Raw genomic sequence first — 20,321 nt, 5'->3', positions numbered from 1 at the left:
CGTCCGCCAGCCAACCGGAAGCACGGGAAGAGATGTCGGCACCGAATAAGTCGTACGACCCTGTCGAGGTCGAGGCGTTGAAACCTGAAGAGATCGAGCGCATGCGGGACGAGGCGCTCACCGCCTTCGCCGCCGCGGACTCCCTCGACGCGCTCCACGAGGCCAAGGTCGCCCACACCGGCCCCGCCTCCCCGCTGGCCCTCGCCAACCGCGAGATCGGCGCCCTGCCCCCGCACGCCAAGGCCGAGGCCGGCAAGCGGGTGGGCATGGCCCGAGGCGCCGTGAACAAGGCCCTCGCCGGCCGCCAGACCGAGCTCGAGGCCGAGCGGGACGCCCGCGTGCTGGTCGAGGAGGACGTCGACGTCACGCTGCCCCACGACCGTGTCCCGGCGGGTGCCCGGCACCCGCTGACCACGCTCTCGGAGCGCATCGAGGACGTCTTCGTCGCCATGGGCTACGAGGTCGCCGAGGGCCCCGAGGTCGAGGCCGAGTGGTTCAACTTCGACGCCCTCAACATCGGCCCGGACCACCCGGCCCGCGGCGAGGCGGACACCTTCTTCGTGAGCGGCCCGGACGGCACCGCCGACTCCGGCGTCGTGCTGCGCACCCACACCTCGCCGGTGCAGATCCGCTCGCTGCTCAGCCGTGAGCTGCCGGTCTACGTGATCTGCCCCGGCCGCGTGTACCGCACCGACGAGCTGGACGCCACCCACACTCCCGTCTTCCACCAGGTCGAGCTGCTCGCCGTCGACGAGGGCCTGACCATGGCCGACCTCAAGGGCACCCTGGACCACATGGTCCAGTCCCTGTTCGGCGAGGGCATGAAGACCCGGCTGCGGCCGAACTTCTTCCCGTTCACCGAGCCGTCCGCCGAGATGGACATGGTGTGCTACGTCTGCCGCGGCGAGTCCGTCGGCAACCCCGACCGGCCCTGCCGCACCTGCTCCAGCGAGGGCTGGATCGAGCTGGGCGGCTGCGGCATGGTCAACCCCAAGGTGCTGGCCGCCTGCGGCGTCGACCCGGAGAAGTACAGCGGGTTCGCCTTCGGGTTCGGCATCGAGCGGATGCTGATGTTCCGCCACAACGTCGAAGACATGCGAGACATGGTCGAGGGTGACGTCCGGTTCACCCGGCCGTTCGGGATGGAGATCTGATGCGGGTCCCGCTTTCCTGGCTGCGGGAGTACGTCGACCTGCCGGCGACCGAAACCGGCCGTGACGTACAGGCCAAGCTCATTTCGGCCGGCCTCGAGGTCGAGACCGTCGAGCAGCTCGGTGCCGACCTCAAGGGGCCGCTGGTCGTCGGTCAGGTGCTGACCATCGAGGAGCTGGAGGGCTTCAAGAAGCCGATCCGCTTCTGCACCGTCGACGTCGGCCAGGCCAACGGCACGGGCGAGCCGCAGGAGATCGTCTGCGGTGCCCGGAACTTCGCCGTCGGCGACAAGGTCGTCGTGGTCCTGCCCGGCGCCACGCTGCCCGGCGGCTTCTCCATCGCCGCCCGCAAGACCTACGGCAAGACGTCCCACGGCATGATCTGCTCCACCGACGAGCTGGGCATGGGCGACGACGGCACCCACGGCATCATCGTGCTGCCGCCGGAGACCGAGGTCGGGCAGGACGCCGTCGAGCTGCTCCAGCTCGTCGACGAGGTGCTGGACATCGCCGTCACCGCCAACCGCGGCGACTGCCTGTCCATCCGCGGCGTCGCCCGCGAGACCGCCATCGCCTACGGCCTGCCGCTGCGCGACCCGGCACTGCTCGACGTGCCCGCCCCGAACGCCTTCGGCTACCCGGTGCAGGTCGCCGAGCCGGTCGGCTGTGACCGCTTCACCGCCCGCACGGTCACCGGCCTGAGCCCCGAGGCCCGCTCCCCGATCTGGCTGCGGCGCCGGCTGCAGAAGGTCGGCATGCGCCCGATCTCGCTCGCCGTCGACGTCACGAACTACGTGATGATGGAGCTGGGTCAGCCGCTGCACGCCTACGACCGGAATCTGGTCCAGGGCACGATCGGCGTCCGCCGGGCCGAGGAGGGCGAGAAGCTCGTCACCCTCGACGGCACCGAGCGCAAGCTGCACTCGGAGGACCTGGTCATCACCGACGAGCGCGGCCCGATCGGCCTGGCCGGTGTCATGGGCGGCGCCAACACGGAGATCGCCGACCACGACGACACCGGGAACGGGGTGGACGCCTCGACCGACGTGGTCATCGAGGCCGCCCACTTCGACGCCGTCTCGATCGCCCGTACGGCCCGCCGTCACAAGCTGTCCTCCGAGGCCTCCCGCCGCTTCGAGCGGGGTGTCGACCCGCGGGCCGCCGCGGCCGCCGCGCAGCGCACCGTGGACCTGCTGGTGCTGCTCGCCGGCGGCACGGCCGAGGCCGGCGTCACCGAGGTCGTCGCGCCCACCGCCCCGCGGACCGTCACGATCCCCGCCGACCACCCGGACCGGGTCGCGGGCGTGGACTACGGCCGCGCGACCGTGGTGCGCCGGCTGCAGGAGATCGGCTGCGACGTCCAGGGCCAGGACGAACTGGTCGTCACGGTGCCGTCCTGGCGGCCCGACCTCACCGAGGCCAACGACCTGGCCGAGGAGGTCATCCGCCTGGAGGGCTACGAGAACCTGCCCTCCACGCTGCCGAAGCCGCCCTCCGGCCGCGGCCTGACCCACCGCCAGCGGCTGCACCGCCGGGTGGGCCGCGCGCTGGCCGGCGCCGGCTACGTCGAGGCGCCGAACTACCCGTTCGTCGGCGAGCAGGTCTTCGACCAGCTCGGCCTGGAGTCCGGTGACCCGGCCCGCCGCGTGGTGAAGCTGGTCAACCCGCTCAACGACGAGGAGCCCGCGCTCCGGACGACACTGCTGCCCGGCCTGCTGGGCGCGCTGCGCCGCAACGACGGCCGCGGCTCGCACGACCTGGCCCTGTTCGAGACCGGACTGGTGTTCCAGCCCCGGGAGGAGCAGCGCGCCGGCGTGCACCTGTCCGTCGACCGCCGCCCGACCGACGAGGAGATCGCGTCGCTGAACGGCGCGCTGCCCGAGCAGCCCCGGCACGTCGCCGTGGTGCTCGCGGGCGCTCGCGAGCGGGCCGGCTGGTGGGGCAAGGGCCGCCCGGCGGACTGGGCCGACGCGATCGAAGCCGGCCGCGTCGTCGCCGCGGAGGCCGGTGCCGACCTGATCGTGCGCAAGGGCCAGTACGGTCCCTGGCACCCGGGCCGCTGCGCCGAGCTCGTCGTCGCCGACGGAGGCACGGAGCGGGTCGTGGGCCACGCGGGCGAACTGCACCCGCGGGTCCTCAAGGCGCTGGGCCTGCCCGAGCGCACCTGCGCGATGGAGCTGGACCTGGACGCCCTGGAGGCGGTCGGCGACGGCGTGGTGCAGGCGCCGAGCATCTCCACGTTCCCGGTGGCCACGCAGGACGTCGCCCTCGTGGTCGACCGGCCGGTCCCCGCCGCCGAGGTGGAGGCCGCGCTGCGGGAGGGCGCGGGCGAACTGCTCGAGTCCATCCGGCTGTTCGACGTGTACGAGAACGCGGAGCAGCTCGGCGAGGGCCGCAAGTCCCTGGCCTACGCGCTGCGCTTCCGCGCGGGTGACCGGACGCTGACCGTGGACGAGGCGTCCGCGGCCCGGGACGCGGCGGTCGCCCTGGCGGGCGAGCGGACCGGAGCCGTGCTGCGCGGCTGATCCGCGTCGACGCGGCCGCCGGCCCGTCTCGTTCGACTGCCGGCGGCGACGGACCGGCCCCTTCGGGGGCCGGTCCGTTCGCTTTGCCCACCGCCCCGAACCGCCGGAGGGCGACCCGGCCAAGCCACCGCTTTTTGAGGGGGAGCCGGCGGCTTGGCCGGACGACCAGTCAACCGGCGGCACCACGCTCCGCGACAGCGCGCGCACGCCGCGGATGCGCGTACTCCGTTCACACCCCGTGTGAAGGCCGAGCCACTACGCTGACGGACACCAGGCCACTCGGGGGGCATCCATGCAGCCCAACACTCTGCTCGACGCGATCCTGGACGAGGCGGGGATCTCGCACGCCGGTCTCGCCGCCCACGTGAACCAGGCCGGCCGTGGACGGGGTCTCGCGCTCCGCTACGAACACACCGCCGTGGCACGGTGGTTGAAGGGCCAGCGGCCGCGCGGCCAGGTGCCCGACCTGATCTGCGAGGTGCTCGCCGGACGGCTGCACCGCCCGGTCACCCTCGACGACATCGGCCTCGGCGTGCCCGGTGAGCCCAGCGCCCCGCACACCGGCTCGCTGTCCGGCTTCGTGGAGCGGGCCACCGCGCTGTGGCGCTCGGACGAACAGCAGCGCCCGCACGTGCTCGGCGCGCCCGCGGTCACCGGCACCCCCGCCGTCATGCCGGTGTGGGAGTGGGAGAACCCGCCCGAGGACGTGGACGTCTCCCGGGGCGGCCGCCACCGGGTCACCGCGGCCGACCTCGAACTGCTGCGCGCGGCCCGCACCCACTACGAGCAGATGTACCGCAAGGCCGGCGGTGTGGCGACCCGGGCGCGGATCGTCGGCTTCCTCAACGCCGAGGCGGCCCCACTGCTGCGCGGCGGCTACACCGACGCCACCGGGCGCCAACTGCACCGTGCCACGGGCGGGTTGGTGGCGATCGCCGGTATCTGCGCCTACGACTCCGACGCGCACGGGCTGGCCCAGCGCTACTTCCACCAGGCACTGCGGCTGGCAAAGGCCAGCGGGGACCGGGGGCTCGGCGCGTACGTGATCGCGCTGCTGGTCAACCAGGCGCTGTTCATGCGGGAGCACCGGCAGGCGGTGGCGTTCGCCGAGGCGGCCCTGCGCGCGGCGGGCAAGCACATCACCCCGGCCCTCGCCTCCGACCTGTACGCGATGCAGGCGAAGGCGTACGCCCACCTCGGAGATTCCGGCAGCGCCCTGTCCTGCATCCGCCGGGCCGAGACGGCCGCCGACCGCATCCGGCGGGGGTACGAGCCGGACGAGACGGGATACGTACAGCCCGGCCTGGTCAACGTCCAGGTGGCCGAGGCGCTGCTGAGCCTCGGTGAGCTGGCCGCCGCCCGGGAGCACGCGGCGGCCGCGGTGGACAACCCCGCGCACGACCGCGGCCGGGTGCACCGGCTCGCCATGCTCAGCACCATCGAACTGCGCCAGGGCAACGCCGACAACGCGGTGGCCACGGCCGTGCAGATGGCCGAGCAGGCGCGCGGGATGGAGTCCCAGCGACTGCGCGACAGACTCCGCGCGGTGCGCGAGCACCTGGTGCGCTGCGGCTCGGCCGGGACCGCCGAAGCCGCCGAACTCATCGACGGCGCACTGCGCGTACCGCTGTAGGCGCACTGTAGGTACACAGCCCCTGCTGCGATATTGCCCCTTACTCGGTGGAAGGTGGCAGAACCGTGCAGTGGACGAAACAGAACGAACAAACTGTTTATGAGAACCGCTGGTTCAGCGTCAATCTCGCAGATGTGGAGCTGCCGGACGGCCGGCATCTCGACCACTTCCTGATCCGGCTGCGGCCGGTCGCCGTCGCCACGGTCGTCAACGAGGCCAACGAGGTCCTGCTGCTGTGGCGGCACCGCTTCATCACCGACAGCTGGGGCTGGGAACTGGCCGCCGGTGTGGTGGAGGACGGCGAGGACATCGCGAGCGCGGCCGCCAGGGAACTGGAGGAGGAGACCGGCTGGCGGCCGGGACCGCTGCACCACCTGATGAGCGTGGAGCCGTCCAACGGCCTCACCGACGCCCGGCACCACATCTACTGGTCCGACCACGGGGAGTACGTCGGACACCCCGTGGACGACTTCGAGTCGGACCGCCGGGAGTGGGTCCCGCTCAAGATCGTCCCCGACCTCGTCGCCCGGGGGGAGGTCCCGGCCGCCAACATGGCGGCCGCGTTACTCCTGCTGCACCACATGAGGCTCGCCGACGACCGGGCCGCCTAGCGGGCCAGCGCCTGCCAGACCGTCACGACGAGTGCTCCGAGGGCGGTGAGGACGGCCAGCGAGGGCAGGGGCCAGCGTGCGTGCTCCAGTGAGCTCATGCGCGTGTGCAGGTCGTCCACCTCCTTCGCGGTCTCCTCGGCGCGGTGACTGAGCAGGGCGAGTCCTCCCTCGACGCGGGCGTACGCCACGTCGAGGCGGCGCCGTAACTCTGCGAGTTCTCCATGGACCACGGGATGCTCCGGTTCGGCGCTCACGGGTCCACTCCTTTCCGTAGTCGGACGTGGTGGTTCCACACCACTTGCATGCGCATGCAGAGTCAACTCCGCTGGTAAGCGCGTGGGGAGCGTGTGTGACGGGCATATGCGGGCCCGGCGCGCACACGGTGTGTGAAACAGATGGGCCCGGCACCGAAATCGGTGCCGGGCCCACGGGTGTAGCGGACGGTAATCAGTAGCTGTAGAAGCCCGACCCCGTCTTCCGGCCGAGCCGGCCGGCCTCGACCATGCGCTGGAGCAGCGGGGGAGCGGCGTACAGCGGCTCCTTGTACTCGGCGTACATGGAGTTGGCGATGGAGACGATGGTGTCCAGGCCGATCAGGTCGGACAGCTTCAGCGGGCCCATCGGGTGGGCGCAGCCCATCTCCATGCCGTTGTCGATGTCCTCGCGGCTGGCGATGCCGGACTCGAACATCCGGATCGCCGACAGCAGGTAGGGCACCAGCAGCGCGTTGACCACGAAGCCGGAGCGGTCCTGGGCGCGGATCGCGTGCTTGCCGAGCAGCTTCTCGGCGAACGCCTGGGCCCGGCTGAGGGTGCCCTCGGAGGTGGTGAGCGCCGGGATCAGCTCCACCAGCTTCTGCACCGGGGCCGGGTTGAAGAAGTGGACGCCGACGACGTGGTCGGGCCGCGAGGTGGAGACCGCCAGCTTCACCAGCGGGATGGAGGAGGTGTTGGAGGCGAGGATCGCGTCCGGGCGGGTCACCACCTGGTCGAGCACCTGGAAGATCTCCGTCTTCACCTGCTCGCTCTCCACCACGGCCTCGATCACCAGGTCGCGGTCGGCGAACTCGCCGAGGTCCGTGGTGAAGCTCAGCCGGGCGAGCGTGGAGTCCCGCTCCTCCTCGGAGATCTTGCCGCGCTCGGCGGCCTTGGTCAGGGAGTTGAGCAGCCGGGTCCGGCCGATCTCCAGGGCCTCGCCGGTGGTCTCGGCGACCTTCACGTCCAGTCCCGCGCGGGCGCACACCTCGGCGATGCCCGCGCCCATCTGGCCGCAGCCCACGACTCCGACGCGCTCGATGTCGGTCACATCGTCCCCTTCGCTGGTTCTCCGGCTTTGTCCGGGTGTGGCAGGACTCCGGGTCGGCGCCTGCTCCGATCGTGCACGTTACCGCCAAGTATCGATGATCGATCGCGCGGGTGGGGGCATCCTGGGGCCCGGAACGATCCGTGAGGGTGCGGATCCGGAGCGTATGGGGGTGCGGGAATGGGGCGGATCTCACGCCGGGCGTTCGCTGCGGCGGCGCTGTCGACGCTGGCGGCGGCCCAGGCGGCCGGGGCCCAGGAGGCGGTGGCGGCGCCCGGCCGGCGGGGCGCCGGCGCCGGGCGGGGCGGGGCGGGCGGGCACGGCGCGCCCGCCGAGATGCGGGGCGTGTGGGTCGCGACCGTGGCCAACCGCGACTGGCCGTCGAAGCCCGGCCTCACGGCCGCCGAGCAGCGCGAGGAGCTGATCGGCCATCTGGACCGGGCGGTCCGGGACAGGCTCAACACGGTGATCCTCCAGGTGCGACCGACGGCGGACGCCCTGTGGCCCTCGCCGTACGAGCCGTGGTCCGAGTACCTCACCGGCACCCAGGGCCGGGACCCCGGCTGGGACCCGCTGGGCACCGCCGTGCGCGAGGCCCACGCCCGCGGCCTGGAACTGCACGCCTGGTTCAACCCGTACCGCGTCGCCAACCACACCGACCCCGGCCGGCTGGCCCCGTCCCACCCGGCCCGGCTGCACCCGGACTGGGTGGTGCCGTACGGCGGCAGGCTCTACTACGACCCGGGGCTGCCCGAGGTCCGGGCCTTCGTGCAGCGGGCCATGCTGGACGCGGTCGCCAGGTACCCGGTCGACGCCGTCCACTTCGACGACTACTTCTACCCCTACCCGGTCGCCGGACAGACCTTCGACGACGACGCCTCCTACGACCGGTACGGCGGTGACTTCACGGCCCGGGCGGACTGGCGCCGCGACAACATCGACCGGCTGGTGCGGGAGATGGCGGCGGGCATCCGGCGGGTACGGCCCGGCACCCGGTTCGGGATCAGCCCCTTCGGGGTGTGGCGCAACGCCACGACCGACCCGCTGGGCTCGGACACCCGGGCGGGCGTGCAGACGTACGACGACCTGCACGCGGACACCCGCACCTGGGTGCGCAACCACTGGATCGACTACATCGTCCCGCAGCTCTACTGGAACATCGGCTTCGCCGCCGCCGACTACGCCACCCTGGTCGACTGGTGGGCCGGGGTGGCGCGGGGCACCGGTACCCGCCTGTACGTCGGGGAGGCGCTGTACAAGGCGGGGGCGGCGGGGCAGCCCTCGCAGTGGCAGGACCCCGTCGAGCTGTCCCGGCACCTCACGCTCGCCGCCCGGTACCCGCAGGTGCGCGGGCACGTGTTCTTCGCCGCCAAGGAGGTGGCGGCGGACCCGATCGGGGCGATGGCGCGGGTGGTCGCCGACCACTACCGGCAGCCGGCGAGGACCCCGCGCTGAGCTACAGCCGCTGTTCCTTCTCCTTGTGCTTGATCTGGCAGTCCGGGCCGGGGGACATCACGGCCTCGTGTCCGTCGGCGAAGCGGACCCGGTAGGGCGGGCTGCCCTCCGTGCCCATCACCTCGACGACTTCCGACACCTGATCGTGCTGGCCGACCACCCTGCCGTGCTGGACAAGCTGGTCTCCCACGGATGCACGCATCGGCAGGCCCTCCTCACGTCACGACCGCTGGGTGACGGCGATGCACACGAGTACGGCGACGGCGGTCAGGGGAGCGGCCGCCGTGAGGTTCTCGCCCAGCAGCAGCGCCGACCACACCAGTGTGAGCAGGGGCTGGGCCAACTGCAACTGGCTGGCCTTCGGGATGCCGATGGCCGCCATGCCCCGGTACCAGACCACCAGCCCGAGGAACTGCGAGCCCAGCGCCACCCACAGCAGACCCGTCACCCCGTGCGCGGTCAGCCGCACCGGCTCGTACGACAGCGCCAGCGCGGCGGCCGGCACGCTCAGCGGCAGGCACAGCACCAGGGCCCAGCCGATGACCTGCCAGCCGGGCATCACCCGGGCCAGCCTGCCGCCCTCGGTGTACCCGGCCGCGCACACCAGCAGCGCGGCGAACAGATACCCGTCGGCGACGGTGAGCGCGCCGCCGCTCTGGCCGACGGTGAAGGCGACCACCGCCGCCGCGCCCGCCAGCGCCGCCAGCCAGAACCGCCGTGCGGGGCGGTGGCCCGTGCGCAGGGCCGAGCAGACGGCGGTGGTCAGCGGCAGCAGACCCACCACCACGGCGGCGTGCGCGGTGGTGGAGGTCCGCAGGGCCAGCGTGGTCAGCAGCGGGAAGCCGAACACCACTCCGCCGGCGACGACCGCGAGGCCTGCCAGCTGCCGGCGCCCGGGCAGCGGCACGCGCAGGGCCAGCAGGCAGCCGCCGGCCACGAGCGCCGCGAGCACGCTGCGCACGGCCACCAGCGACCAGGGCCCGAAGCTCTCCAGGCCCCAGGCGGTGGCCGGGAAGGTGAGGGAGAAGGCGAGGACACCGAGCGCGGCCTGACCGGTGCCGAAGCCCCGGCGCTCGGCGGCGGGGGCGGTGACCGCTATCGGGGTGGCGGCAGTAGCGCTACTCTGTACTTTCATGGAGCAGAGTAGCAGTGTGGGTGAACTGGCGGAACGGCTGCGCCGAGAGCTGGACCGCTACTCGCACGGAGGAAAGCTCCCGTCCAGCCGGGCCCTGGTCGAACGGTTCCGGGTGAGTCCGGTGACCGTCTCCCGGGCCCTCGCCCAGCTCGCCGCCGAGGGGCTGGTGGTCACCCGGCCCGGCGCCGGTGCCTTCCGGGCCGGACCGCGCACCGCCGCCGCGCCCGCCGGTGACACCTCCTGGCAGGAGGTCGCGCTGAGCGCCGACGGCGCCGACCTGGTGCCGCGCACCGTGGACGCCTCCGGGGTCACGGTCTCGCTGGCCGCGCCGCCACCGGGCGTCCTGGAGTTCAACGGCGGCTATCCGCACCCCTGCCTGCAGCCCGAGCGGGCGATGGCGGCCGCCCTCGCCCGGGCCGGGCGGCGGCCCGGCGCGTGGGGCAGACCTCCGCTGGAGGGGCTGCCGGAACTGCGGGAGTGGTTCGCCCGCGGCATCGGCGGCGCCGTCACCGCCGCCGAGGTGCTCGTCGCGGCGGGCGGCCAGTCCGCGCTGGCCACCGCCCTGCGGGCGCTCGCCCCGCCCGGTGCCCCGGTGCTCGTCGAGTCCCCCACCTACCCGGGCATGCTCGCCCTCGCGCGCGCCGCCGGGCTGCGCCCGGTCCCGGTGCCGGTCGACCCCGACGGGGTCCGCCCCGGCCTGCTCGCCGACGCCTTCCGGGCCACCGGTGCCCGGGTCTTCGTCTGCCAGCCGCTCTTCCAGAACCCGACCGGCGCCGTCCTCGCCCCCGGCCGCCGCGCCGAGGTGCTGGGCATCGCCCGGTCGGCGGGCGCGTTCGTGGTCGAGGACGACTTCGTGCGGCGTCTGGTGCACGCGGACGCCGGGCCGCTGCCCCGGCCGCTGGCCGCCGACGACCCCGACGGCGTCGTCGTCCACGTCGGCTCGCTGACCAAGGCGACGTCGCCCAGCTTCCGGGTGAGCGCGCTGGCCGCCCGGGGGCCGGTGCTGGAAAGGCTGCGCGCCATCCAGGTGGTGGACAGCTTCTTCGTGCCCCGGCCGCTCCAGGAGGCGGCGCTGGAACTCGTCGGCTCCCCGGCCTGGCCGCGCCATCTGCGGACCCTGTCGGCCGAGCTGAAGGCCCGCCGCGACGCCATGACCGCCGAGCTCGCCCGCTGTCTGCCCGAACTCGCCCTGCCCCACATCCCGTCCGGCGGCTACCACCTCTGGCTCCGCCTCCCCGAGGGCGTGGCGGGCACCGGCGGCTCGGGTCCCGAGGCGGAGTCCGCCCTCACCGCCGCCGCCCTGCGCGCGGGCGTCGCCGTCACCCCCGGCCGCCCCTACTTCAGCGCCGAACCTCCCGCCGGCCACCTCCGGCTGAGCTTCGCGGCGGTCGCGGGCACGGGGGAGATCACGGAGGGGGTGCGCCGGCTGCGGGCCGCCTGCGACGAGGTCTTCCGGCCCGGACGCCGCTGACCGGGAGCGGTGGCCCGAACGTCCTGGCCGGGCGGGGAAACGGAGTCGACGCCGGCCGCGGCGGGCTGTGAGGATACCGGCATGAGCGACGCACCCGAGCTGCCCGAGGGCTACGAGTTCTCCGCCGAGACCGACCGCGTGGACGTGGACCGCGTCCACGGCTGGCTGTCCCGCGACGCCTACTGGGCGATCGGCCGGTCCCGCGAGAAGCACGAGCGCGCGATGGCGGAGTCGGTCAACTTCGGGGTGTACGACGCCGGGTCGGGGGAGCAGGTTGCGTACGCGCGCGTGGTCACCGACCGGGCGCTGTTCGCCTGGCTCGCCGACGTGTACGTCGACCCCGGCGTGCGCGGCAAGGGGGTCGGCACGGCGTTCGTCGGCCGGATCCGCGAGCACCTGCGGCCGTACGGGCTGCGCCGCGTCCTGCTGGCCACCGAGGACGCGCAGGAGGTGTACGCAAGGCTCGGCTTCCGGGCGGTCGACCACCCGGAACGGTGGATGATCCACACCTTCGAGTGAGCGTTCATTTACCTTCGGTAACCGATGGTCTGTGCCTCTTGACCTGCGTACCCCCGAGGCTCACCATCTCCGCATGCCACTTCGGGTGACGTTCGTCGCCGCCGCGCGCAGTTCCCCGCTGCTCGCGGAGCGCTTCGAGGACGACCGGCCGCTTGACCAGGCCGGCTGGGACGAGGTGCAGCGCGCCGCCGGGGACCTGCTGCCGCTGTCGGCGGCCGAACTGCGCTACTGCTCACCGACCCCGCGCAGCCGTGCCACCGGCGACGCCCTCGGCTACGCCCCGCTGGTCCAGCTCGCGCTGCGCGACTGCGACATGGGCCGCTGGCGCGGGCTGACGCTGGGCGAGGCGATGGCCCGCGAGCCGGAGTCCGTGGACGCCTGGCTCGCCGACCCGCGCTCCACCCCGCACGGCGGCGAGTCGCTGCTCGCCTTCGTCTCCCGGGTCGGCGGCTGGCTCGACACCCGTCCCGTCGACGACGGCGGCCGGATCGTCGCGGTCGCGGAGCCGTCCGTGATCCGCGCGGCCCTGGTGTACACCCTGAAGGCGCCGCCCGCCGCGTACTGGAACATCGACGTCCGCCCGCTGTCGGTCACCACCGTGACGGGCCGCTCGGGCCGCTGGAACCTCCGTCTCGACGGCGTCCTCGCTCAGCCCTCGCGCACGTAGTCCGTGGTGAGCACCAGGTCCTTGGCCGGGCCGCCCACCAGCCACACCGTGCGCCAGCGGTCGGCGTCGGTCACGGTGAACTCGCCCCGGTAGAAGTCAGCGGCGCAGGGGTGGCCGGCGACGTACCGCCCCGAGGTCAGGTCCAGCTCGTGGAAGGGCCGGCCGTCCGCGAACCGCACGTCCGCCGTGCCCGGCTCCCGCCCCGGCAGGAACCGCAGCGTCCGCGTCGCCGGCCGGGGCACACCGCGCCAGGTGAACTCCCCGGACTCCTCGTGCAGCAGCCCGCCGCCGTCGAGCGGACCGAAGACGGTGACCCCCGCGAAGTGCCCCTCGTCCCCGCCCGCGAGATCCCGCACGCTCCGCTCCACCCGCCAGCGCCCGGCCAGATAGGCCAGCACATCGGGTACGGACAGCACCCCGCTCATCGCCGGCCCCTCCAGGACCCCCGGCGCGGACCGTCCGGCGACCCGATGGGGGACCTCCGCCCGGCCCGGCAGCGGATCTCGTGGTGCGAGGCGTGGCTCGTCGCCCGGAGGGCCTCCTCGTAGGCGGCCGGTGCCGCGCCCACACGGCCGCCGACCGAGCCGCGGCGACGGATCGCGCGCCCGAGTCCCGTACGGGCCGGCGGGACCGCGGCGAGGCGGCCGAGCATGATCGGACAGGGCGTCGGCGCAGGCATGCCCCGAGTCTACGAGCGGGCCCGCGCCCGGTCGGCCGCGGCCCGTACGGCGCCGGACCGACCCCCGGGACCGAGCGCGGGATCAGGCGGAGCCGGTCCCGGGCGCGGGCCGCTGTCCCACCGGCAGCAGCCCGCGCTCGGCGAAGACCTTCTTCGCGGCGAACGTCGCGTTCAGCGCCTTCGGCATCCCGCAGTAGACGGCGGAGTGCAGCAGCGCCTCGGTGATCTCCTCCGGGGTGAGGCCCACGTTCAGGGCCGCGCCCACGTGCACGTCGAGCTGGGCCTCGCAGCCGCCCAGCGCGGTGAGCACGCCCAGCGTGACCAACTGGCGGTCGCGCGGCGCCAGTCCGGGCCGGTCGTAGATCTCCCCGAAGGCCCAGGAGACGACCTGGTGGCCCAGCTCGGGGCTGATGTCCGCGAGCGAGTCGACGACCCGCTGCCCGGCCTCGCCGTCGACCTTCCGCAGGACCTCCAGGCCGTGGGCGAAACGCTCGTCACGGGTGGTGCTCTCGCTCATGCCGGTACATCCCCTCCGGGCCGCCGCTCGGCGCGACGGCCGTTCGCCGTTGCCGTCACGCTAGGAGTTGGAGCGCACTCCAGGTCAAGGCCGGTCCCGGCGACCCGGTCGTCGTCATGGACGCCGAGCTCCAGCACCCGTCCGAGCTGATCGAGCGCCTGGTCCGGCCGCGGGAGCAGGGCCACGACCAGGTCGTCGCCGAACCCGCGCGACGACGCCCCGCCTGTGTGACCATCATCACCGCCTTCACGGCCCTCGCGGGCGCGTGGATGGTCATGCTGGGAGTCGTCGGGGAGTGCACCGGCCGCATCTTCCACGAGGTGAGGGGGCGGCCGCACTCCCTGGTGAAGGCGACCGACGTGGAACGAACGAAAGACCTCATCCCCTGATGCCGGAAAAGACCGTGGTACCGAGACAGATCGTCACCTTCGCCGTGGTCGGCGTCGTCAACACGGCCGTCTACTACGGTCTCTACCTGTTGCTCCTGCACCGGCTTCCCTATCTCGGCGCGCATGTTCTGGCATTTCTGCTCAGCATGGTCGGATCCTTCTTCCTCAACGCGCGCTTCACCTACCGGACGCGGCCCACGTGGCGGAAATTCCTGCTGTTCCCGCTGACGAACGTCACCAACTTCCTCGTCACCACCGCGGGTGTGTACCTGATCGTGGACGTCCTCCACGCCGGAAACCGTTTCGCCCCCCTGCTCGCCTCCGCGGTGGCCGTCCCGGTGACGTTCGTCGTGTCCCGCCGCATCATGCTGCCCGGCGGCCGGAAGGTCCGGGACCGGCCGGAGATGCCCGCGTGACGTAATCCGGTTGAGGCACCGGCCCGCGATGCGCGAGGGTCCGCCGCATGGAGTTCTTCTGCCACCACCGCGACCGGCCCGGCTCCGGGGCACTGCGCGACGAACTGCTGGAGGCGCACTGGTCCTACATGGACCGGTACGCGAAGGAGCTGATCGCGCGCGGCCCGACGTTCGCCGCCGGCGGCGAGACGCCCACCGGCAGCGTGCACATCGTCGACCTGCCCGGTCCCGCCGCCGCCCGCGCGTTCGCCTTCGACGAGCCGAACCACCAGGCCGGCGTCTACCGGGACGTGCTGCTGCGCCGGTGGCGGAACCTGCTGGGGCGCACCATGTGGGACTTCCCCGGGGGGCCGGCCGGCGGCAACCGGTACCTGGTGCTCGGGCTCGGCGTCGAGCGGGCCGCCGAGCTCGCGGTGCCGCCCGGCCGGGACGACCTGATCGCCTTCGGGCCGCTGCTGTCCGACGACGGCGCCACCTGGCTGGGTACGGCGGCACTGGTCCGGGCCCCGGACCCGGCGGCCGCCCGCGCCGTCCTGGCTCCCGGCGGATACGCCGCCGTGGAGGTCCACGACTGGGAGTTCGGCGGGAGGCGCTGAGGAACGCCGGCGGACGCCTGCCGGGCCGGGCCCGAGCCCCCATGCCGGGCCGGCCGGTGGCCGGCCGCCTCCGATTGGCCCGTCCGGTGTACCCGGGCCGCCCGGCGGCCCGGTCTCGCCGGACCGGCGTCCGCGTCCGCCTAGCATGCTCACCGCTCAGGGGTTCCGGACAGGACGGGGTCGGCGCCATGCCCTTCGCGGAGTCCACCGCCGGCGGTGACCCCGGCGCCGCGGCGGCACCACGCTCCACGGCACCGCTGCTGGCCGTGTGCGCCGGATACTTCATGGTCATCCTGGACGTCACGATCATCAACGTGGCCGTGCCCGTGGTGGGCCGGGACCTGCGTGCCTCGCTCACCGGCGTCCAGTGGATCACCGACGGGTACACCCTCGTCCTCGCCGGCTTCCTGATGACCGGGGGAGCGCTGGGCGACCGGCTGGGCAACCGGCGTGTCTTCTGCGCGGGCGTCGGGGTGTTCACGGTGGCCTCGGCGGCGTGCGCGTTCGCCCCGGGCGCCTCTTTCCTCGTCGCGGCCCGGCTCGTGGAGGGACTCGGCGCGGCCCTGATCGTGCCCGGCTCCCTCGCCCTGCTCCAGGAGGCCTATCCGGCGCCGGCGGCCCGCTCCCGCGCCTTCGGCCTCTGGGGGTCGATGGCCGGCATCGCGGCCTCCGCCGGGCCGCTGCTGGGCGGGCTGCTGGTGTCCACGGTGGGCTGGCGCTGGGTCTTTTTGATCAACCTGCCGGTCGGCGTGGTCTGCCTGCTGCTGACGTCCCGCTTCGTCGCGCCCTCGCCACGGCACCCGGACCGGGCCCTGGACTGGCCGGCGCAGTGCGCCGTGGTGGCGGCGGTGGCCCTGCTCACCGCCGCGCTGAACGAGGCGGGACGGCGCGGCTGGACCGACCCCGCCGTACTCGCCGGTCTGGCCCTGGCCGTGCTCGCCGTCGCGGCGTTCGCGCTGCGCGAGCGGCTCGCCCGGTCTCCCGCCCTGCCGCCGCGGCTGCTGCGCTCGCGCGCGATGAGCGGCGGTGCCGTCGTAGGGCTGCTGTTCAACTTCGGCTTCTACGGCATGGTCTTCACCGCCAGCCTGTACTTCCAGCACCAGCGCGGCTTCAGCGCCCTGAGGACCGGGCTCGCCCTCTTCCCCGCGGTGGCGATGACGATGTTCGCCTCCGTGCTGTCCGGCCGGCTGAGCCGCCGCACCGGAGACCGCCCGCTGGTCGTCACCGGCATGCTCCTGGGCGCCCTGGGCCTGGCCGGCTGGGCCGCGGCCGGACCCGACCCCGCGTACCCGCTGCTGGTGCTCCCGATGATGGCCGCCGGTTTCGGCACGTCCTTCGCGCTGACCGGCGCGACCGCCACCGTGATGGGCGCCGCGCCTCCGGCCTACGCGGGCGCCGCCTCCGCCCTGTTCAACACCACCCGCCAGATCGGCAGTGCCGCCGGCGTCGCCCTGGGCGGCAGCCTGCTGGCCACCGGCACCGACTACGGCACCGGCTTGCGCGTCTCCATGGCCGTCGGCGCCCTCGCCTACCTGTCCGCCGCGGCCCTGGCGTGGCGGTGCGTCCCGGCCCGGGCGGCCCCGGGTGGCGGGTGACCTGACGGCCGCGCCCGAGCCGACGGGATACGGCCCCGCGGTCACACCGGGTGCCTGTCCGGGCCGGCCCGGACTACATGCCGCCCGCGCGTTCGACCGCCTCGATCCGGGAGTCGATCGCCTCGCTGAGGAGGCAGGCCGCGCGGATCTCCCGGAACGACGTGCCGAGGGCGTCGTGCGCTTCCTTCGAGCGGTTGGCGTTCAGGTGGGAGAGGCCTTTCCGGCAGTTCAGGGTCGAGTAGGCGGCGTTGAGCATGAACCGCTGCCAGAGCTTCTGCGCCTGGGGGTCGGGCACGTCGAAGTACGAGGCCGCGTCGACGGCCGTCAGGCCGATGCGCTCACAGTGGGGGCGTATGCGGTTGAGGTAGGCAGGCGGCTTCTTCCCCGCGACGAACACCCGCCCGATCGCGTCGATGCCGTCCCGCTCGCGGCGGACACGGTGCAGGAGCTCCTCCCCGCCGAGCCGGCTCCAGGCGTTCACCTGCATCGCCCTGATCCGCGGGGAGACCGGCCCGGTCCTGATCCTGGGAGACACCTTCCGGGACTGCTCCTGCCGGTCGCGCAGGGCGGACTCCTGCCAGTGACGGACGTCGAAGTTGGCCGTGACCAGCTCCTCCTGGTGCACCGCCCGGACCGCGGAGACCGTCAGCGCCAGGACGCACAGCGCCGTCAGCAGGACGCGGCGCACTCGCGGACCCTCCCTACCTTGTGGTGCCGGGGAGGGAGGCCGCCGCCGGAACCAGGGCGTCCTGCGGACGGCCGACACCGTCGCGGCCACCGCGACGGCCGCGACGGTCACGGTCATCACCGCGAAGTCCAGGACGATGTGGGAGTCGGTCCAGCCGGCGAGCCTGGCGGGCCGCCATCCGCAGGACGACTCGAAGAGGCTCAGCCGGTCGACGCAGCCGTCGAAGGTCAGCAGTGCCACCGGGGCGGCCAGGCCCACCAGCACGGTGGTCTGGGCGGCAGCGAGGGTGACGAGCAGCCGGTAGCGGTCCGCCCGCACCGCGGCGACCACGGCGGCCGTCAGGGCCGTCGCGGTCAGCGCGACGTAGGTCCAGGCGAGGAAGAGCAGTCCCGGGATGCTGGCCCGCCGCGGATCGGCTGCGAACACACCGGCCTGCGGGATCACCAGCGCCGCCACCACGACGCCCCAGCACCCGACCCCGCACAGCACGCTCGGCAGCATCACCCGGCGCATCCCGGGCAGGGCCTCGGCGGGCGGTTCCACGGCGCCCTCGATGTCGCCTGCGGCGCCGCGCGTCCAGGGCGGCGCGCCAGGACGCGGGCGAAGCGTCCAGGCCGCCAGCGGCACGACCCACAGGGCCGCGACCGCGAGACCGACGAGCGGCACCCCCTGCGCCAGATTCAGCATGAAGGGGGAGACGAGGGTGATCGCCGACAGCATGGTCCGGTGGTCCGCGGCCGGGCCGGGGTACACCTGCTCCAGCCACTGCCGGAACCCCGCGGGGTCGTACCACCATCCGGTCGCGAGCCGCACCCCGTAGCCGTGCCACCAGGTGAACCACTGCGCCAGTGCCAGTCCGCCCGCCACCAGGCTCACGACCAGGGCCGGCCGGAGGGTGCGCCCCCGCCACGTCCTGACCCACAGCTGGGCGCACTGCGCGGTCCACCAGGTGAAGGCGGGGCCGCCGAGCAGGAACTGCAGCAGCAGCGTGCTGCGGCTCGGGAAGAACTGCGCGATCGTGCCCTGGCCGCTGATCAGGTTGCCCACGGTCATGCCGGCCCCCAGCCACAGCCCCGCCCGGATGCCTGAGGGAGAGCGGCGCCCGGTCAGCACCGCGTGGATCACCGCCCGCCACAGGGCGGTCCCGACGACTCCCGCGGCCGTGCCCGCCGCCACCAGCGCCGCCGCCTGCCCGACGAGCTGGCCGACCGTGTACTGGACGTACGGCATCGGGGCGGCCAGGAGCTGGGTGTCGATCAGAATGGCGCCGGCGCCGGTCAGGAACATCGGCAGGGCGAAGACGCCGTACACCGGACCCGCGTCCGTCAGGGCGTCCTGGCGCTGGTCCCACCGGGGATGGGGGCGCCACAGACCCGCGAAAGTGGCCAGTTCTCGCGTCAGCACGCCGCCCCTCTTCGCCGGCGCCGTGCCGTGCCAGCCGCGGGGGTCGGCGCCCCAGCGCGCCGCGGCGCGATCGGCGTGGAACTCCCGGCTGCGCAGGACGTCCGACCGCGCGAGGTACACCAGGGCCGTGAGGAAGGCCATCAGCAGGACGCTGCGCGACGGGGCCGCCAGCAACCGGCTGCCGGACCGCAGCCCGTCGAAGAGGATCATGGCCAGACCCGCCAGATACGGCGGAGCGGCCAGGGCCAGGAAGACCCGCCAGAGGGCGACCGTAGCGTAGGTGAGGGTGATGTCCCCGTTGCGTATGTGGGCGAACTCGTGCAGCAGGACCGCGCGAAAGCCCTCGGGATCGCGGACCCGGCGAGCGAGCAGGCCGCCGTGCAGGCTCAGGACCGGCTTCCCGGTGCGGCCGAACACCAGCGCCCCGACGGAGGCGGCCGCCGGATCCACCACGACACGCGGCATCCGGGCCACCCCGGCCACCGAGGCGACCTCCTTCAGGACGCGCCGGATCTCCCCGTCCCCGTCGACGGCGGCCAGCGGGACGACCCGGCTCCGCCGGGCCTTCCACACCGGCAGCCAGCTGAACAGCGCGACGGCGGCGGCGGCCAGCAGGGCCAGCCAGGAGACGGGCACCCACCACGGCGGCGGCTGGGCGAAGCGGCGCTGGCAGTTCGCGTACGCCATGCCCTGGTTGATCTGGCTGACGACGGCCTGCAGATCGGAGGGGTGGCTGGGGTCCAGCCCCGCGGCGAGGCCGCAGCCGGACGAGTCGGCGTCCGACACCCACCAGAGGGCGACGTACATCAGCATCAGGCCGCTGGTCGCCAGGATCAGGATCACTAGAACGGCGAACCGCACGGTCGTGCCGTCACCGACCGGCCGCGTGTCCCCGGAAGCCGTCTCAGGGCTCGCTGCCACCGCCGGCTAGCCCTGCGGCTGGTCGGCGTCCCCGGCCGGAGCGGTCAGGGTTCTGCGCGCGTCCGCCGGCTCTCGCTGCGCGGCCGGTGCCGCGGGCGTGTCCGTCCGCTCCTCCGGCGCGATCAGCGCCAGTCTCGCGACCACCGCGTCCGCGAGCGATTCCGCGCGCTCCTGCGCCAGCCCCCGCCGCCCGGCCGTCTCCGAGATCCGGCGGTGCACCTCGGCGAGCTGGCCGGGGGTCAGCGGCGGGACCGTCACCGCGGAACTCCCGCGCCGGAACCTCCTGCGCAGCAGCGACCTCAGGCCGGCTGTCGTGCTCTCCGCGGCGGCGCTCCCGATCTGCCGGGCCGCCTGGTCCACCACCAGCCACACCACCGGGGCCACCAGCACGGTGATCTCGCCCAGACCGAAACCGAGCGGATCCGGGCGTCCGCGGCCCCCGCGCTCCAGCCGCCGCAGGACGGCCGCGTCGTCGAGGTGGGCCAGCCCGGCGACGACCGGCAGTTCCTCGGGGGCGGTCTCCGCCACCACGTCGCGCACCACATCTCGCACCCGGACGCTGCCGCACCCGGACGGCGCCGCTTCAGATCCCATGACGACTCCCCCGTGCCCCGAAGATCCCTGCGGTCAACGCTACTCCCGGGGGC

Annotated in this window: 19 protein-coding genes and 1 pseudogene; 12 read left to right on the top strand and 8 right to left on the bottom strand. The window is 73.8% G+C overall.

Features of this window, described 5'->3' with window-relative positions; all coding sequences use genetic code 11:
- Window positions 1-32: 32 nt before the first annotated feature.
- From pheS to ACWCPN_RS10990, 4 genes are all read left to right on the top strand, one after another.
- Window positions 33-1,154, top strand: a complete 1,122-nt coding sequence (pheS, locus tag ACWCPN_RS11005; protein WP_451204267.1) for a phenylalanine--tRNA ligase subunit alpha — start codon at window positions 33-35, stop codon at window positions 1,152-1,154.
- Window positions 1,154-3,676, top strand: coding sequence for a phenylalanine--tRNA ligase subunit beta (gene pheT / locus ACWCPN_RS11000; protein WP_451204265.1), 2,523 nt, complete (start codon window positions 1,154-1,156; stop codon window positions 3,674-3,676). Before pheS ends, pheT begins: the two co-directional genes overlap by 1 nt.
- Before the next feature lie 292 nt (window positions 3,677-3,968).
- Entirely contained in the window at window positions 3,969-5,309 is a 1,341-nt protein-coding gene (locus ACWCPN_RS10995; protein ID WP_451204263.1) for a transcriptional regulator, read from the top strand.
- A 65-nt stretch (window positions 5,310-5,374) separates the two neighbouring features.
- Window positions 5,375-5,920, top strand: a complete 546-nt coding sequence (locus tag ACWCPN_RS10990; RefSeq protein WP_451204261.1) for an NUDIX hydrolase — start codon at window positions 5,375-5,377, stop codon at window positions 5,918-5,920.
- On the opposite strand, the gene ACWCPN_RS10985 is transcribed toward ACWCPN_RS10990, so the two are convergent.
- Both ACWCPN_RS10985 and ACWCPN_RS10980 read right to left on the bottom strand, forming a co-directional pair.
- Entirely contained in the window at window positions 5,917-6,174 is a 258-nt protein-coding gene (locus tag ACWCPN_RS10985) for a hypothetical protein (RefSeq protein ID WP_365122704.1), read from the bottom strand. The genes ACWCPN_RS10990 and ACWCPN_RS10985 overlap by 4 nt on opposite strands.
- 193 nt (window positions 6,175-6,367) lie before the next feature.
- Window positions 6,368-7,225 (bottom strand): 3-hydroxybutyryl-CoA dehydrogenase, encoded by an 858-nt coding sequence (locus ACWCPN_RS10980; RefSeq protein WP_199209861.1) that lies wholly within the window; start codon window positions 7,223-7,225, stop codon window positions 6,368-6,370.
- Window positions 7,226-7,402: 177 nt separating this feature from the next.
- Between ACWCPN_RS10980 and ACWCPN_RS10975 the strand changes: the two genes are divergently transcribed.
- Entirely contained in the window at window positions 7,403-8,677 is a 1,275-nt protein-coding gene (locus ACWCPN_RS10975; protein ID WP_451204258.1) for a glycoside hydrolase family 10 protein, read from the top strand.
- Between the two features lies 1 nt (window position 8,678).
- On the opposite strand, the gene ACWCPN_RS10970 is transcribed toward ACWCPN_RS10975, so the two are convergent.
- Window positions 8,679-8,879, bottom strand: coding sequence for a DUF1918 domain-containing protein (locus ACWCPN_RS10970; RefSeq protein ID WP_199209860.1), 201 nt, complete (start codon window positions 8,877-8,879; stop codon window positions 8,679-8,681).
- An 18-nt stretch (window positions 8,880-8,897) separates the two neighbouring features.
- Window positions 8,898-9,812 (bottom strand): DMT family transporter, encoded by a 915-nt coding sequence (locus ACWCPN_RS10965; protein ID WP_451204256.1) that lies wholly within the window; start codon window positions 9,810-9,812, stop codon window positions 8,898-8,900.
- Between ACWCPN_RS10965 and ACWCPN_RS10960 the strand changes: the two genes are divergently transcribed.
- The 3 genes from ACWCPN_RS10960 (at window position 9,811) to ACWCPN_RS10950 (ending at window position 12,469) form a co-directional block, all read left to right on the top strand.
- Window positions 9,811-11,283: an aminotransferase-like domain-containing protein gene (locus tag ACWCPN_RS10960; protein ID WP_451204254.1), complete on the top strand. Its 1,473-nt coding sequence runs from the start codon at window positions 9,811-9,813 to the stop codon at window positions 11,281-11,283. The two genes, ACWCPN_RS10965 and ACWCPN_RS10960, sit on opposite strands and share 2 nt — an antisense overlap.
- A gap of 81 nt (window positions 11,284-11,364) precedes the next feature.
- Window positions 11,365-11,802, top strand: coding sequence for a GNAT family N-acetyltransferase (locus tag ACWCPN_RS10955; protein WP_451204252.1), 438 nt, complete (start codon window positions 11,365-11,367; stop codon window positions 11,800-11,802).
- Window positions 11,803-11,875: 73 nt separating this feature from the next.
- Window positions 11,876-12,469: a histidine phosphatase family protein gene (locus ACWCPN_RS10950; protein WP_365122716.1), complete on the top strand. Its 594-nt coding sequence runs from the start codon at window positions 11,876-11,878 to the stop codon at window positions 12,467-12,469.
- Here ACWCPN_RS10950 and ACWCPN_RS10945 read toward each other — a convergent pair.
- Window positions 12,451-12,894, bottom strand: coding sequence for a DUF6314 family protein (locus tag ACWCPN_RS10945; RefSeq protein ID WP_451204250.1), 444 nt, complete (start codon window positions 12,892-12,894; stop codon window positions 12,451-12,453). The genes ACWCPN_RS10950 and ACWCPN_RS10945 overlap by 19 nt on opposite strands.
- Before the next feature lie 336 nt (window positions 12,895-13,230).
- The gene (locus tag ACWCPN_RS10940) at window positions 13,231-13,665 is read right to left on the bottom strand and encodes a carboxymuconolactone decarboxylase family protein (protein WP_451204248.1); all 435 of its coding nucleotides are present in this window, start codon (window positions 13,663-13,665) and stop codon (window positions 13,231-13,233) included.
- A gap of 218 nt (window positions 13,666-13,883) precedes the next feature.
- On the opposite strand from ACWCPN_RS10940, the pseudogene ACWCPN_RS10935 reads away from it, so the two are divergent.
- The 4 genes and pseudogenes from ACWCPN_RS10935 to ACWCPN_RS10920 all read left to right on the top strand — a co-directional run.
- Window positions 13,884-14,054, top strand: a pseudogene (locus ACWCPN_RS10935) (glycosyltransferase); the annotation flags it as partial.
- A complete protein-coding gene (locus tag ACWCPN_RS10930; protein ID WP_451204246.1) occupies window positions 14,054-14,470 on the top strand; it encodes a GtrA family protein in 417 nt (138 codons plus the stop codon). The pseudogene ACWCPN_RS10935 and the gene ACWCPN_RS10930, both read left to right, overlap by 1 nt.
- A gap of 47 nt (window positions 14,471-14,517) precedes the next feature.
- A complete protein-coding gene (locus tag ACWCPN_RS10925) occupies window positions 14,518-15,066 on the top strand; it encodes a YciI family protein (RefSeq protein WP_451204244.1) in 549 nt (182 codons plus the stop codon).
- Window positions 15,067-15,254: 188 nt separating this feature from the next.
- Window positions 15,255-16,661, top strand: a complete 1,407-nt coding sequence (locus tag ACWCPN_RS10920; RefSeq protein WP_451204242.1) for an MFS transporter — start codon at window positions 15,255-15,257, stop codon at window positions 16,659-16,661.
- A 73-nt stretch (window positions 16,662-16,734) separates the two neighbouring features.
- Here ACWCPN_RS10920 and ACWCPN_RS10915 read toward each other — a convergent pair whose 3' ends face one another.
- A complete protein-coding gene (locus tag ACWCPN_RS10915; protein WP_451204240.1) occupies window positions 16,735-19,674 on the bottom strand; it encodes a M48 family metalloprotease in 2,940 nt (979 codons plus the stop codon).
- A gap of 6 nt (window positions 19,675-19,680) precedes the next feature.
- Window positions 19,681-20,268 (bottom strand): hypothetical protein, encoded by a 588-nt coding sequence (locus tag ACWCPN_RS10910; protein ID WP_451204238.1) that lies wholly within the window; start codon window positions 20,266-20,268, stop codon window positions 19,681-19,683.
- Between the last annotated feature and the right edge of the window lie 53 nt (window positions 20,269-20,321).

The sequence above is a fragment of the Streptomyces sp. NPDC002386 genome (genome assembly GCF_053593175.1).
This window is presented reverse-complemented; position numbering and strand designations above follow the sequence as displayed.

Excerpts from the sequence above, each read along its gene's own strand:
- ACWCPN_RS10910 (WP_451204238.1), bottom strand. The coding sequence starts at position 20,268 with ATGGGATCTGAAGCGGCGCCGTCCGGGTGCGGCAGCGTCCGGGTGCGA.
- ACWCPN_RS10960 (WP_451204254.1), top strand. The coding sequence starts at position 9,811 with ATGGAGCAGAGTAGCAGTGTGGGTGAACTGGCGGAACGGCTGCGCCGA.
- pheT (WP_451204265.1), top strand. The coding sequence starts at position 1,154 with ATGCGGGTCCCGCTTTCCTGGCTGCGGGAGTACGTCGACCTGCCGGCG.
- ACWCPN_RS10955 (WP_451204252.1), top strand. The coding sequence starts at position 11,365 with ATGAGCGACGCACCCGAGCTGCCCGAGGGCTACGAGTTCTCCGCCGAG.
- pheS (WP_451204267.1), top strand. The coding sequence starts at position 33 with ATGTCGGCACCGAATAAGTCGTACGACCCTGTCGAGGTCGAGGCGTTG.
- ACWCPN_RS10965 (WP_451204256.1), bottom strand. The coding sequence starts at position 9,812 with ATGAAAGTACAGAGTAGCGCTACTGCCGCCACCCCGATAGCGGTCACC.
- ACWCPN_RS10930 (WP_451204246.1), top strand. The coding sequence starts at position 14,054 with ATGCCGGAAAAGACCGTGGTACCGAGACAGATCGTCACCTTCGCCGTG.
- ACWCPN_RS10970 (WP_199209860.1), bottom strand. The coding sequence starts at position 8,879 with ATGCGTGCATCCGTGGGAGACCAGCTTGTCCAGCACGGCAGGGTGGTC.
- ACWCPN_RS10925 (WP_451204244.1), top strand. The coding sequence starts at position 14,518 with ATGGAGTTCTTCTGCCACCACCGCGACCGGCCCGGCTCCGGGGCACTG.
- ACWCPN_RS10940 (WP_451204248.1), bottom strand. The coding sequence starts at position 13,665 with ATGAGCGAGAGCACCACCCGTGACGAGCGTTTCGCCCACGGCCTGGAG.
- ACWCPN_RS10975 (WP_451204258.1), top strand. The coding sequence starts at position 7,403 with ATGGGGCGGATCTCACGCCGGGCGTTCGCTGCGGCGGCGCTGTCGACG.
- ACWCPN_RS10945 (WP_451204250.1), bottom strand. The coding sequence starts at position 12,894 with ATGAGCGGGGTGCTGTCCGTACCCGATGTGCTGGCCTATCTGGCCGGG.
- ACWCPN_RS10995 (WP_451204263.1), top strand. The coding sequence starts at position 3,969 with ATGCAGCCCAACACTCTGCTCGACGCGATCCTGGACGAGGCGGGGATC.
- ACWCPN_RS10950 (WP_365122716.1), top strand. The coding sequence starts at position 11,876 with ATGCCACTTCGGGTGACGTTCGTCGCCGCCGCGCGCAGTTCCCCGCTG.
- ACWCPN_RS10920 (WP_451204242.1), top strand. The coding sequence starts at position 15,255 with ATGCCCTTCGCGGAGTCCACCGCCGGCGGTGACCCCGGCGCCGCGGCG.